The 12,605-nt window shown below is 63.5% G+C and carries 12 protein-coding genes; 8 read left to right on the forward strand and 4 right to left on the reverse strand.

Features of this window, described 5'->3' with window-relative positions; all coding sequences use genetic code 11:
* From ACFELO_RS05055 to ACFELO_RS05080, 6 genes are all read left to right on the forward strand, one after another.
* Positions 1 to 915, forward strand: a complete 915-nt coding sequence (locus tag ACFELO_RS05055; RefSeq protein WP_440959481.1) for a LysM peptidoglycan-binding domain-containing protein — start codon at positions 1 to 3, stop codon at positions 913 to 915.
* 110 nt (positions 916 to 1,025) lie between these two features.
* On the forward strand, positions 1,026 to 1,394 hold the full coding sequence (gene yajC / locus ACFELO_RS05060; RefSeq protein WP_440959482.1) for a preprotein translocase subunit YajC: 369 nt from the start codon (positions 1,026 to 1,028) through the stop codon (positions 1,392 to 1,394).
* A gap of 62 nt (positions 1,395 to 1,456) precedes the next feature.
* On the forward strand, positions 1,457 to 3,088 hold the full coding sequence (gene secD / locus ACFELO_RS05065) for a protein translocase subunit SecD (protein WP_440959483.1): 1,632 nt from the start codon (positions 1,457 to 1,459) through the stop codon (positions 3,086 to 3,088).
* A gap of 12 nt (positions 3,089 to 3,100) precedes the next feature.
* The gene (secF, locus tag ACFELO_RS05070) at positions 3,101 to 4,084 is read left to right on the forward strand and encodes a protein translocase subunit SecF (RefSeq protein ID WP_440959484.1); all 984 of its coding nucleotides are present in this window, start codon (positions 3,101 to 3,103) and stop codon (positions 4,082 to 4,084) included.
* Positions 4,074 to 4,442: an Mth938-like domain-containing protein gene (locus ACFELO_RS05075; RefSeq protein ID WP_440959485.1), complete on the forward strand. Its 369-nt coding sequence runs from the start codon at positions 4,074 to 4,076 to the stop codon at positions 4,440 to 4,442. The genes secF and ACFELO_RS05075 overlap by 11 nt, the downstream gene beginning before the upstream one ends.
* A 90-nt stretch (positions 4,443 to 4,532) precedes the next feature.
* Entirely contained in the window at positions 4,533 to 4,937 is a 405-nt protein-coding gene (locus ACFELO_RS05080) for a hypothetical protein (RefSeq protein WP_440959486.1), read from the forward strand.
* 17 nt (positions 4,938 to 4,954) lie between these two features.
* On the opposite strand, the gene ACFELO_RS05085 is transcribed toward ACFELO_RS05080, so the two are convergent.
* On the reverse strand, positions 4,955 to 6,289 hold the full coding sequence (locus ACFELO_RS05085) for a serine hydrolase (protein WP_440959487.1): 1,335 nt from the start codon (positions 6,287 to 6,289) through the stop codon (positions 4,955 to 4,957).
* A gap of 78 nt (positions 6,290 to 6,367) precedes the next feature.
* The gene (locus ACFELO_RS05090; RefSeq protein ID WP_440959488.1) at positions 6,368 to 6,964 is read right to left on the reverse strand and encodes a superoxide dismutase; all 597 of its coding nucleotides are present in this window, start codon (positions 6,962 to 6,964) and stop codon (positions 6,368 to 6,370) included.
* A 139-nt stretch (positions 6,965 to 7,103) separates the two neighbouring features.
* On the opposite strand from ACFELO_RS05090, the gene ACFELO_RS05095 reads away from it, so the two are divergent.
* Positions 7,104 to 7,949 (forward strand): squalene/phytoene synthase family protein, encoded by an 846-nt coding sequence (locus tag ACFELO_RS05095; protein WP_440959489.1) that lies wholly within the window; start codon positions 7,104 to 7,106, stop codon positions 7,947 to 7,949.
* On the opposite strand, the gene ACFELO_RS05100 is transcribed toward ACFELO_RS05095, so the two are convergent.
* Together ACFELO_RS05100 and trmFO are read right to left on the reverse strand one after the other, a co-directional pair.
* Entirely contained in the window at positions 7,946 to 9,886 is a 1,941-nt protein-coding gene (locus tag ACFELO_RS05100) for an alpha/beta fold hydrolase (protein ID WP_440959490.1), read from the reverse strand. The two genes, ACFELO_RS05095 and ACFELO_RS05100, sit on opposite strands and share 4 nt — an antisense overlap.
* 70 nt (positions 9,887 to 9,956) lie before the next feature.
* On the reverse strand, positions 9,957 to 11,360 hold the full coding sequence (gene trmFO / locus ACFELO_RS05105; RefSeq protein ID WP_440959491.1) for a methylenetetrahydrofolate--tRNA-(uracil(54)-C(5))-methyltransferase (FADH(2)-oxidizing) TrmFO: 1,404 nt from the start codon (positions 11,358 to 11,360) through the stop codon (positions 9,957 to 9,959).
* Between the two features lie 73 nt (positions 11,361 to 11,433).
* On the opposite strand from trmFO, the gene ACFELO_RS05110 reads away from it, so the two are divergent.
* Positions 11,434 to 12,603, forward strand: a complete 1,170-nt coding sequence (locus tag ACFELO_RS05110; protein ID WP_440959492.1) for an energy transducer TonB — start codon at positions 11,434 to 11,436, stop codon at positions 12,601 to 12,603.
* Positions 12,604 to 12,605: the final 2 nt, after the last annotated feature.

Genomic DNA, 12,605 nt, shown 5'->3' on the forward strand with positions numbered 1-12,605 from the left:
ATGCGCCCCAGACTGCGCACAATTTTGCTGGGACTGAGCGTCGCGGCGGCTGTGTCCGCTTGCGCTGCTCCTTTGCGTGCGCCCGCTCCGATCGAGCGCGGCGCCTCTGGCGCTTCCGAGCGGGGGCAGGCCAGCTGCGGGCGGAGCGTGACGGTCCAGTCCGGTGATACGCTTTACGCGATTGCACAACGCTGCGGCGTGTCCCTGTCCGACCTCGCGGCGGAGAACGGTCTTCGCGAGCCTTATACCCTGCAGCGCGGGCAGACGGTTCGCTTGCCCGGTCCATCCACCTACACGGTGCGTCGCGGCGACAATCTTTACCGGATCGCGCTGGCGCACGGCATGACCACGCAGGAGCTCGCGCAGCTCAACGGTTTGCGTCAGCCCTATACGATCTATCCCGGCCAGGACCTTTCCGTTCGGGGGCAAGCGCGCACCCGTGTCGCGCAAGCCCAGCCCGCTTCCGGGGGATCCAGCGCGCAACCCTCTGCGCCGCCGCGGCGCGCCAGCCCGCCGCCGCGCGCCTCCACTGCAAACGCACCCAGCTTCCAATGGCCGCTACAAGGCCAGATCATCACGCCCTATGGCGGAGCGGAAAGCGCCCGCATCGACGGCATTCGCATCGCCGCGCGTCTGGGCGAGCCGGTTCGCGCCGCTGCGGACGGCGAAGTTGTCTATGCCGGCAATGAGCTGCAGGGCTATGGCGAGCTGGTGCTGATCCGCCATGAAAACAACTGGGTGACGGCCTACGGGCTGAACTCGATCCTGCGTGTGAATGTGGGGGATCGCGTGACCGCCGGTCAGCATATCGCCGATGCCGGCGCCTCGGGGTCGGAGACCCGCACCGCGCTTCATTTCGAGGTCCGGCGCGGGGTCAGTCCAGTCGATCCGATGCAGGTTCTGCCCGCGCGCTAGAGCCCGGCTGAGTAAATCCGGTGAGCACGTACCGCCGGGTCTTGTTGCATGCCGCGCGCACCCCGATATATTCCGGCAATCCCAAATCGCTCGTTCTTATCGGAGCCGCCATGTTTTCTGCGACCGACTCTGTCTTTCTCGCCACCGCCGCCGCTTCTGGCGCCCAAGGCGGGCTGGGCTACATGATCATGCAGTTCGCCCCGTTCATCCTGATCTTCGTGGTCTTCTATTTCCTGCTGATCCGTCCGCAGCAACAGAAAGCTAAGGCGCATCGCGCGATGGTCGAAAGCCTGCGCAAGGGCGACGAAGTCGTCACCCAGGGCGGCATTCTGGGCAAGGTGACCCGTGTCGCCGAAACCGAAGCTACGGTCGAACTGGCTGAAGGCGTCCGGGTGAAAGTGCTCAAGCACACCATCCTGGAAGTGCGTACGCGCACCGAGCCGGCCAATGATGCGGCTGACGAAAAGTCTGCTGACTAAGGCCTGACTGATATTCCGGCGTCGGGTCCTGGGCCCGGCGCCGCCGGACGCTTGAGTGCCCCATGCTGTATTTCGCTCCCTGGAAGACGACGGTTGTCACCCTCGTCATCCTGATCGGCCTGTTCTTCACCCTGCCTAATTTTGTGCCCGAAAGCGTCCGTCTGGATGCGAACGGCGAGCCCAAGGGCGTGTTCACGGTGCTGCCGCACCAGACCATCAATCTGGGTCTCGACCTTCGGGGCGGCTCCCACCTGGTCTTCCAGGTGGATATGGATGAAGTCCGCCAGGAGCGTCTGGAGAACCTTCAGGATGATGCGCGCAGCGCCCTGCGCGAGGATCCGCCGGTTCTGATCTCCGGTTCACCGGCTGTCGTGGAAGGCCAGGTCATTGTGCGCCTGTCCCGTCCTGAAGACATGCAAAGGGCCATGGAGCGCCTTGAAGAGCTCAGCGAGCCGATCACGACCGCTTCGGGCCAGCAGGGGATGAACCAGACCCTGTCCATCAGCCAGGACGATGATCGCACCATCCGCATGGGCATCACCGAAGCGGCGCTGGAGTCCATTCGCCAGCGCACGGTCACCCAGTCTATCGAAGTGATCCGTCGCCGGGTGGACTCAACCGGCACCACCGAACCCAATATTGCCCGTCAGGGCGATGACCGGGTTCTGGTTCAGGTGCCCGGTGAAAACAATCCGCAGCGCATCATCGACATTGTCGGCACCACGGCGCGCCTGACCTTCCACATGGTGGAAGAAGGCGTGACGGTGAACCCGGACGGCACGGGCCGCACGCCGCCGGGCGTGATGATCCTGCCCTCAGAGCGCTCTGGCGAACCTTATCTCGCAGTTCAGCGCCGACCGCTGGTGACCGGCGAGCAGCTGGTCAATGCCGGTCAGGCCTTTGACCAGAACGGCCAGCCGGCCGTGAGCTTCCGCTTCAACACCACCGGCGCCCGCGCTTTTGCGGACGCGACGACCCAGAACCGCGGTCGCCGCTTCGCCATCGTGCTGGACGACCGGATCATCTCGGCGCCTGTGATCCGCAGCCCCATCACCGGCGGCTCGGGCATCATTGAAGGCGGCTTCACCATCCAGACCGCGACCGACCTGTCCAACATGCTCAATGCCGGCGCGCTGCCCGCGCGTCTGACCCCGGTCGAGCAACGCACCGTGACGGCGTCCCTGGGCGCTGACTCGGTGGCGCGCGGCGAGACCGCGGTCCTGATCGGCTTCGGGCTGGTCATCGTCTTCATGGCGCTCGCCTATGGCTTCTTCGGCATCGTCTCGACGCTGGCCCTGCTGGCGAACATCCTGCTGTTGCTGGGCGCGCTGTCGGGCCTGCAGGCGACTTTGACCCTTCCGGGCATCGCCGGCATCGTTCTGACCATCGGCATGGCGGTGGACGCCAATGTGCTGATCTTTGAACGCGTCAGGGAAGAGTACAGGCTCGGGCGAACGGTCACGACCGCGTTCGAGGCCGGGTATTCGCGCGCGCTCTCGGCGATCCTGGACGCCAACATCACCACGCTGATCGCCGCCGCCGTGCTCTACATGCTGGGCGCGGGGCCGGTGCGCGGCTTCGCCGTGACGCTGGGTCTGGGCATCCTGACCTCGGTCTTCACCGCTTTTGTGTTCTCACGTCTTTTGATTTCGATCTGGCTGCGCACCAGCCGACCGAAAAAGCTGGCAATGTAAGGGGAGGCGATCATGGCGCTTGCACTCGTCCGTCTCATTCCGACCGACACCAACATCCCCTTCATCAAGGTTCGCTTTGCGGCTTTCCTGGTCTCGGTCGCGCTCATTCTGGGCTCGCTGACCGCGTTCTTCACGCTGGGGCTCAATTTCGGCATCGACTTCCGGGGCGGCACCGCCATCGAGGTCCGCACCGAAGGGGCTGCGGATCTGGGCGCGCTGCGCACGGTTCTCGAAGGGCTCGATCTGGGCGATGTCCAGGTTCAGGGCTTTGGCGCCGAGAACGAAGCGCTGGTGCGCGTCGGTCAGGTGTCTACTGAGCGCGCCAACGCGCTTGAAGGTCATGAAGTCGAGAATGAAGCCGAAGCCCAGCAGGCGGTGCGACAGTTCGTGTCCGCCACGCTCGAGCAGGAATTTCCCGGCATCACCTTCCAGAAGATCGAATCCCTGAGCCCGCAGGTTTCTGGCGAGCTTGTGGTCGCGGGCGCCAGCTCCATCGGCGTCGCGCTGGTCCTGATGCTGATCTACATCTGGTTCCGCTTTGAATGGCAGTACTCGGTGGGCGCCGTGCTGGCGCTGATCCACGACGTGATCGCCACGATCGGATTCTTCGCCATCACCCAGCTCGAGTTCAACCTGTCCACCATCGCCGCGATCCTGACGATCGTGGGCTATTCGATGAACGACACCGTCATTGTCTATGACCGGATCCGCGAGGACTTCCGCAAGTTCAAGACCCGTCCGACCACCGAAGTGCTCAACAGCGCCATCAACTCGACCCTGTCGCGCACCATCCTGACCTCCGGCACCACGATGATTGCGATCGTGGCCATGGCGATCATTGGCGGTCCGGCGCTGCAAGGGTTCGCGCTCGCCCTGATCTGGGGTGTGGGTGTGGGCACCTATTCGTCGATCTTCGTGGCTGCGCCGCTTCTGACGCTGACCGGCGTCAAGCGGGATTCAGGCGAGGAGTCCGAGGGCGGCGCTGTTGCCCCGTAACGCCAACAGCATCTCCCTGCCGCCCATTGACGCGTTCGGCGATGGCGGCTTCCGCATCGCCGGAGTGCGCAAGGAAGGCGCGACCCTGATCGTGGACGGGGCGGCTCGCGGCTGGACGCGTCAGGGTGACGAACTCAGCGTTGACGATCTGCGGATATTCCTCGACCGGCCAGACCGTCCGGACATGCTGGTGCTGGGAGTGGGGGAGCGTTTGATCCATCCCCCCGCCAGTGTCAGGAAGGCGTTCCGTGAGGCCGGGATCGGTCTTGAGGTAATGGATACGGCGACCGCTTGTCGGACCTACAACCTGCTTGCAGGTGAGGGGCGAAACATCGCCGCAGCCCTGCTGCCTGTTTAGGCTTTGTTTACGGCATCTGGTGTTTGTTCCGTTTGCGATTAAGTCCTTGCTGTAAGCGGCTTTTTCACGATTTTCTCAGGTGAGTGAAGAATGCCGAATCAGGTCGAGACGCTCCAGATCATCGAAAAAACCCTGAAGGGCTCCATCAGTTACACAGCCATTCTCGGCTTCACGATGAAGCCCTTCCTGGCGGAAGCGGTGGAAGGCTATACGCGCAAGGCGCTGAGCCACAAGGTTCTGATCGTGGACTACCGCAGGGGCGACCCGATCGTCGAACCTCATGATATCCCGGAGTTTTTCGCGCGTTGTGGCGATATCTGGACCAAGCCGGAACAGTTTATCTACCTGTATAATGACGCGAACCGCATGCGCACGGCGCATCTGAGCAAGCTGGTCTTGCAGCGCGGCGGCAAGGCGATCGCCCTGCCCAGCTGGCAGGCCGTCGTCGAGCATCTGGGATATGATCTCGGCGACGACCCTATGGACAGCCTGTAAGCGGGGCTGGCGCAGTCTCAGGACTCGGTCGTGACAGCGTCATAGACAAGCCGGTCAAAGACCGCGCGGGCGCCGATCGTTTCGGATGTGGTCGGGCCCGGTTGCTCCTGGCTCATGATCACGGCCACCACGCCGGTCGACGGGCTGACGAAGAACTCGGTGTCGAAATAGCCCGACCAGCCGAAATCGCCCACATTGCGCACGGGGTGCTCGCCGGGGCCGTCATAGACCACGCCCACGCCATAGCCATATCCCAGATCAATCGCATCCATCCGGTCCGGCATGCGGTCCGCTTGCACATGGGCGGTCGTCATCTGATCGACCATTTCGCGTGACAGCAGGCGCGCGCCTTCATACTCGCCGCCATTGGCCAGCATCTGTGCGAAACGGATATAGTCGTTCGCGGTGGACAGAAGGCCTGCGCCTCCGGCCTCGATCGGACTGCGCGGGATCGTGTCCTGGGCCTCTGCAATACGGGTCAGCTCACCGTCCTCGCCATGGGTGTAGAGCGCAGCGAGATCGCGGCGTTGCTCATCGCGCAGGAAGAAGGTGGTGTTGTTCATGCCCAGCGGGCGGAAAATGCGCTGCTGGGAGAAGTCCTCGAGGCTCTGTCCGGACGCCACCGCCACCACATGCCCCAGAACATCGCTGGCGTAGGAATAGAACCAGGCCGAGCCGGGCTGGAAATAGAGCGGCAGGCCGGCCAGCGTTTCCATCCGGCTGTCCATGTCGCCTTCGGCGGAATAGATGTCGCCGTCGATATAGAGCGCGCCCAGATTGGACTCGTAGTCAAAGACATATCCAAGGCCCGATGTGTGGGTCAGAAGGTCTTCGATGGTGATTGGACGATCAGCCTCGACCGTCGGAATCTCGTAGTTCTCATCGCGCTGCAGCGAGGTCGCCACGCGGGCATTCGCGAAGGCGGGGATGTAGTCGCTGACGGGGTCATCCAGCGCGATCACGCCGTCTTCCACCAGCATCAGGGCTGCGACCGCGGTGACCGGCTTGGTCATCGAGGCGATGCGCACCACCGTATCGGCGGCCATCGGGCGCTCGGCTTCAATGTCGGCGTAGCCGGCGGTCGCGGTATGCACAACCACGCCATTGCGGGCGAGCACGGCGACATAGCCTGAGCGCTGGCGGGCGGCGGTGAGTTCCACCAGTCGGCTGTCCAGCTGGGCGAGCCCGGCCTCGGTAAAGGCCTGGGGCGCGGGAGCCGGAGCGACGCTCTCCGCCGGGGCTGACTCGGGCGCCGGCGTTGCGGCGGGCTCGCCGCAGGCGGACAGGGTGAAAGCAAGCGCGAGCGCTGTGAGCGAGGCGCCTGTGCGCCAATGAGTGAAATCGATCCGCATGAGGCCCCCCGAAGACATAAAAAAAACGGCTGCGGTGAAGGTCACCGCAGCCGCTCTTTTCGTCAACGCTTAAACAATTCAGGCGTTGGCCAGGTTCTGGTTGGCGAAGTCCCAGTTCACGAGCTTGCCCAGGAAGTCGCCGATATAGTCGGGGCGACGGTTCTGGTAGTCGAGATAATAGGCGTGTTCCCACACATCCATGGTCAGGAGCGGGGTGGCGCCGTCGGTGATCGGGTTTTCAGCGTTCAGCGTCTTGCGCACTTCCAGCTTGTCGCCGTTCTTCACGAGCCAGGCCCAGCCCGAACCGAACTGGCCGGCGCCAGCGGCTTTGAATTCCTCGACGAATTTGTCGAAGGAACCGAAGGACGCGTTGATGGCGTCTGCGATGGCGCCGGTCGGCGCGCCGCCGCCATTGGGCGTCATAGAGTTCCAGTAGAAGGTGTGGTTCCAGATCTGGGCGGCGTTGTTGAACACGCCCATGTTTTTCTCGGACCAGCTTTTCTTGATGACCTCTTCCAGGCTCAGGCCTTCATAGTCGGTGCCTTTGATGGCGTCATTGGCCTTGTCGACATAGGCTTTATGGTGCTTGCCATGGTGGAAGCTCAGGGTTTCGCCGGAAATGTACGGCGCCAGAGCGTCTTGGGCATAGGGCAGGTCGGGAAGAGTAAACGCCATGTCGGCCTCCTTTGGGAGTGTGAGCGAGAGGGTGCTCAAAAGGTGCGGCGGCCTGTTGGAAGACCGCCATACTCAGGTATTACGCACGGCCTAGATATGGGTTCCATCTGGCGCCTGTCTACTGGCGAGAGAGAAAACCGTGACCGATTTCGACAGCTTGCTGGCCGCGAACGACCCCGAACGGCGCATGGCGGCGCTTTTTGCGCCTGCCGAACTGCGTGCGCGGCTCTATGCACTCTATGCCTTCTATCACGAGATCGCCCAGATTCCCGACAAGGTGTCCGAGCCGGTGATCGGGGAAATGCGGCTGGCCTGGGCGCGTGAAGCGACGGCGGACCTGTTCGCCGACCCGCCCAAGGTGCGCCGCCATGACATCTATGAAGCCCTGTCGGAATTGCGTGAGGCGCCGGGCGGGCCCGATGAGGCCGCGCTGATCGGTCTGGTGGAGGCGCGCTCCGCCGATCTGGGTGAGGGGCCGTTCCCGACCCGCGAGGACCGCCGCGATTATGTGGACCGGACGTCCGCAGCGCTGATGCGCGCCGCCGCGAGACTTCTCAAACCTGATCTCGACCTTGGGGGGGAGGCCGGAGCCGCCTTGCAGGCAGCCGGGCGCCTCTGGGGCTTCACAGGGCTGCTACGCGCCTTCGCACCACTGGTGCAGGCCGGGCGACCTCCTTTCAGCGCGGACGAGCTGGCGGGCGCGGATATGAGCGAGGCGGACCTGATGTCGGGCCGCAAGCCCGAGGCCGCCAAGGCGGCGCTGTCGGGGATCCTCGAAGAGGCGAGGGAGGCGGCCGGCATGCTCAGCCGCACCCGCAGCGCCTTGCCCGCCGAAGTCTTTCCGGCGGTGGGCTATGTTACATTGGCGCGGGGCTATCTTCGAAGCGCGCAGGCGCTGGAAGATCCCTATCGAGAACAGATCACGCGCGCGCCGCTGGGGCAGAACGCGCGCCTGACCTGGGCGTCCCTGACCGGGCGGGTCTAGTCGCCGATCTCCTCGTTCAGAAACGCGGCGATGGCTTCAAGCACTGTCAGGCGCGTAGGGTAATCCTCAAGCCCGTGATCGCCGCCGCGCATGCGGACAAACTCCACATCCTTGCCGGCCTGGCGCAGGGCGCGCTCCATGATCCGGCTCTGCTCCTCTGGCACAACCGTGTCATCGCGGCTGTGCAGAAGGAGGACGGAGGCCTGGACCGCATCGGCATGCTTGGCCGGAGAAAGCGCCCGCAGCTGGTCGCCTGTGGCGCGGCCATCGGTTTCTCCGCTGAAATGCTGGTTCCAGTAGCGGAAGGTTTGGGAGTCCCGGCCAAAGCGGTTTTCAGCATAGTTCAGGAAGTTCTCGGCGTCTGACAGAGCGTTGATCGCGATGGCGCACTCATAAAGCTCCGGCGTGAAGGCTGCTCCGGCCAGGGCGGCATAGCCGCCATAGCTGCCCCCGGCGATGCAGATGCGGTCTGCATATCCCTGTTCCCGCAACCAGGCGGCGGCGTCGCTGAGATCATGCTGCATGACGCCCAGCCCCCATTCGCCATAGCCAGAAGCCTCCCAGACCTCACCAAAGCCGGCGGAGCCGCGGAACTGGGGCTGCATCACGCCATAGCCCTGGCTGGCCAGGAAGTGAGCGAAATAGTCAAACCCGTCCACATCCCGGCTCGCGGGGCCGCCATGGACAAACAGGACGAAAGGATGAGGACCGTCACCCTCGGGCAGGGCGAGATAGGCGGGGATGCTGACGCCATCGCGGGCCGTGTATTGCACCGGTTCGCGTTGGGGCAGGGGCTGGCCATAGAGTTCGGGATAGCGAGCGCGCAACGGCGTCACATTCCAGCTGGCCAGATCGACCAGATAATAGACCTCCGGCGCATCCGCTTCGCTGACCCCGATCACGACCTTCATTCTGTCCGGCGTCCAGTCCACAAGCGTGACGACTGAACCGGCAAAGCTCTGATCAAGATTGCTCTGCAGGGCAGCAAGCTCTTCATCGAACCACATGACCTGACGGCGTTCGGTGACCAGGTTGACGCCCGCCACATAGCCGCGATGCGGATCAGTGCGGACCTGGCCCACGTCATAGCGCGGGTTCTGATAGACGACGTCGCCCCAGCTGCCATCCGCAATCGACATCTTCTGAAGCAGGCTGACGCCATTGCCCTGATCATTAAAGCGCGAGATCAGCAAGGACTGGCCGTCCTGAGTGAAGCCTTCCACCGAGAGATCGATAAGCCGCTGGCGCGCCTCGTACAGCGTGCGCCATTGGTCATTGTCTTCTATCGCGATCTGGAACTGGTCCAGGCTGTTATTGTAGCTCAGTCGGACGAAGCTTTGGCCGTCCGGCGAGGCCAGCCAGCCGATCGTGGTCTCGTTGCCGCGCGCGACCAGCGTCATGCGGCGCCCGTTTTCCGGATCGACGGCATACAGGTTCAGGGCGTTGCGGGTGTCACGAAGCGGAATGTACAGCCGCCCGGTCTCGGGATCCTCGCCGGCGATTGTGGCTGTATCGAAGTTATAGCCCAGATCCCGGCCTTCGCGGATCAGCTGTTCAGCCTCCAGCGTGTCGGCGTCAATGCTGACAAGGGCCTGAAAGTTCACATCGCCGGTCACCACACCGACTTCACGCGTGCGCCCGGCGCGCGCCATCACCGTGTCTTCATCGGTCCAGAACGTGGAATAGGCGCGCATATTGCTGAAGTCAGCGGCTTCCTGCGCACCCGTTTCAAGATCCATCACGACCACATAGCGCGCCTCGCCCTCATGCGTGACAAAGGCGATGCGGTTTCCGTCCGGTGAGATGGATAGACCTTGCGTGCCGGGAAGGCGCGCGAAGGATGAAGCGGGCAGGGTCTGAGCCTGGCAGGCGGCGCCGAAGAAGAGCGTCAAAGACAGAACAATGGCGCCAGCAGCGCGAAGCGTGGATGCGATCATGGATTCCCCCTGTGGGGGAAGGTTTCATCGAGACTTCGGCCAGATCAAGAGAAAGTTCTGTTACGGCTGCTTATTCAGCGGCTTGCTGGTCGTCTTTCAGCCAGGCGTCAATATCGCTCAAAGCGCGGGCGCTCATGGCGCGTTTCTTGGCGACGGACTTGTCCTTGCCGCGCAGGCGCTTGCCTTCGGCGTCCTTGGTGGGCGCCTCGATGTCGGGGAACAGGCCGAAATTGACGTTCATCGGCTGGAACGCGCCTTTCTTGCCCGGCACATGGCCCGTCGTGATGTGGGTCAGAAGCGCGCCCAGCGCCGTGGTGGGCGGGGGCGGGGTGAAGTCCCGGCCCAGCTTCTCGGCCGCCGCGAACCGGCCGGCCAGCAAGCCCATAGAGGCGCTCTCCACATAGCCTTCAACGCCGGTGATCTGACCCGCGAAGCGCAGGGACGGGCGGGCTTTCAGGCGCATCACGCCATCCAGAAGCTTGGGCGAGTGCAGGAAGGTGTTGCGGTGGATGCCGCCAAGGCGGGCGAAGCTGGCGTCCTCCAGCCCCGGGATCATCTTGAACACGTCGGTCTGAGCACCGTATTTCATCTTGGTCTGGAAGCCGACCATGTTGAACAGCGTGCCCAGCGTGTTGTCCTGGCGCAGCTGGACCACGGCATAGGGTTTGGTGTCCGGATCATGGGCGTTGGTCAGCCCGCGCGGCTTCATCGGGCCGTGACGCAGTGTCTCGCGACCGCGTTCGGCCATCACCTCGATGGGCAGGCACGCGTCAAAATAGGGCGTGTCCTTCTCCCATTCCTTGAACTCGGTCTTCTCCGCCGCCAGCAGCGCGTCCACGAACGCCTCGTACTGCTCCTTGTCCATGGGGCAGTTGATATAGGCGGCGCGGTCTTCCTCGGTCTCGCCCTTGTCATAGCGCGATTGCTTCCAGGCGATGTCCATATTGATAGACTCCGCATAGAGGATCGGCGCGATGGCGTCGAAAAAGGCCAGCTCACCCTCGCCGGACAGCGCGTGCACGGCCTCGGCCAGCGCCGGAGAGGTGAGGGGGCCGGTGGCCACGATCACGCTGTCCCAGTCTTCTGGCGGAAGACCGGCGATTTCCTCGCGCACGATCTCGATATTGGGATGGTTTTTGATGGCCTCGGTCACGGCGTCCGAGAACGCGTGACGGTCCACAGCAAGGGCGCCGCCCGCAGGCACCTGATGCTTGTCGCCCATCGCCATGATCAGCGAGTTCGCACGGCGCATCTCTTCATGCAGAAGGCCGACCGCGTTCGTCTCCGCATCGTCAGAGCGGAAGGAGTTCGAGCACACAAGCTCGGCCAGCCCTTCGGTCTGGTGCGCGAAGGTCGGGCGTACGGGACGCATCTCGTGAAGGACGACGCGGGCGCCGGCGTTCGCGGCCTGCCAGGCGGCTTCAGAGCCGGCCATGCCGCCGCCGATGATGTGGATCGGGGTCATATCAGTCATGGGCCGTGCATATAGTCGCGAAGCGGGTGCGGCTCAATCACCGGGGGCTGCAGCTTGCTTGACGAATGGCGATATGAAATTCACCCTGTGCGCGAATATGGGGGTGGATATGCGCATTTTCAGTGTTTTGATGGTCTGGCTTATGGCAGCCGCAACTGCGTTTGCGCAGGACGAGCCGCTGCCCGAAAGCGTGTCCACGGCCTATCTGGCCTATGAAGCCGCCGTTGAAGCAGGCGATGCGCAGGCTGCGGCTGAAGCCGCCGAGCAAGCCTGGCGAGCTGGGCTAGAGGCCGGCATTGATGCCGAAACACTGGGCGTTCTGGCTGAAAACGCGGGATATTCTGCTTTCAGATCCGCACGATACGAGCTTGCGCGCGACGCGTTTCTGAGCGCTGCGGAGCTCAATCGCGCCGCTTCCGGAGATCCGTTTCTGCTCGCACGGGCCCTGAGGACTGCCAGCGATGCACAGATGCGACTGGGCGAAAACAGGCAAGCGGAAAGAACGGCGGAAGACGCGCTGGAGATTCTGGAAGGGCTAGCCTCTCGGCCGGAAGTAGATGCTGAAATCGCTGTGGCGAATGCGACGATCTCAACGTCGCGCTGGCTGCGGCATTATTACCGGGCCGCCGGTCGATATGGCGAGCAAGCAGTCCTCGCCGCCCGTCGCGCAGGAATTGCTGACGCCGCCTTGTTCGGCGTCGCGGCCTTTCAGGCGGGCGCTTACTATTCATATGAAGACGACCCACTGGAGGCGGCCTACTGGTTAACGGTCGCCCACGCCACGCTGGACGCTGGCGGGGGCGGCGACGATCTGCGCATGGCTGCGTCCGCCTGGTCCTCCGCAGAACGGGCGGAACTGGATCAGGACGAGCTGTCCGCCTTGCTCGAGAGGCTGAGACAGGACGAGGTCTATAAGCCGGACTTTGAACGGGAGATGGAGGACGAGTCCTTCATGTCTGTGCCGGGGCGTGTTGACGCCATTCCCGTCCGGCGCTTTCCCCCGGACTATCCCACGGATGCGCTTTGGGCGGGCGTGGAAGGTTTTGCGTTGATGAGGTTCGACGTGAATGAGGAAGGACGCACCGAAAATGTCGAGGTGGTCTATTCCATTCCTTACCGCGAGTTCGGTGAAGAAGGACTGCGCTCTGTGCGGCGTTGGCGCTATGAGCCTGCCACAGAAGACGGCGTTCCGGTTGTCAGACGGGGCATGGTGACCCGCCTGGACTACCAGCTTGCGGATTAGCG

It is taken from the genome of Oceanicaulis sp. LC35, assembly GCF_052055585.1.
Classification (GTDB): domain Bacteria; phylum Pseudomonadota; class Alphaproteobacteria; order Caulobacterales; family Maricaulaceae; genus Oceanicaulis.

What these genes read in the sequence shown, in the direction of transcription:
- ACFELO_RS05100 (WP_440959490.1), bottom strand. Translation starts at nt 9,886, where the DNA reads ATGATCGCATCCACGCTTCGCGCTGCTGGCGCCATTGTTCTGTCTTTG.
- secF (WP_440959484.1), top strand. Translation starts at nt 3,101, where the DNA reads ATGGCGCTTGCACTCGTCCGTCTCATTCCGACCGACACCAACATCCCC.
- ACFELO_RS05080 (WP_440959486.1), top strand. Translation starts at nt 4,533, where the DNA reads ATGCCGAATCAGGTCGAGACGCTCCAGATCATCGAAAAAACCCTGAAG.
- yajC (WP_440959482.1), top strand. Translation starts at nt 1,026, where the DNA reads ATGTTTTCTGCGACCGACTCTGTCTTTCTCGCCACCGCCGCCGCTTCT.
- ACFELO_RS05085 (WP_440959487.1), bottom strand. Translation starts at nt 6,289, where the DNA reads ATGCGGATCGATTTCACTCATTGGCGCACAGGCGCCTCGCTCACAGCG.
- ACFELO_RS05090 (WP_440959488.1), bottom strand. Translation starts at nt 6,964, where the DNA reads ATGGCGTTTACTCTTCCCGACCTGCCCTATGCCCAAGACGCTCTGGCG.
- ACFELO_RS05110 (WP_440959492.1), top strand. Translation starts at nt 11,434, where the DNA reads ATGAAATTCACCCTGTGCGCGAATATGGGGGTGGATATGCGCATTTTC.
- secD (WP_440959483.1), top strand. Translation starts at nt 1,457, where the DNA reads ATGCTGTATTTCGCTCCCTGGAAGACGACGGTTGTCACCCTCGTCATC.
- ACFELO_RS05055 (WP_440959481.1), top strand. Translation starts at nt 1, where the DNA reads ATGCGCCCCAGACTGCGCACAATTTTGCTGGGACTGAGCGTCGCGGCG.
- trmFO (WP_440959491.1), bottom strand. Translation starts at nt 11,360, where the DNA reads ATGACTGATATGACCCCGATCCACATCATCGGCGGCGGCATGGCCGGC.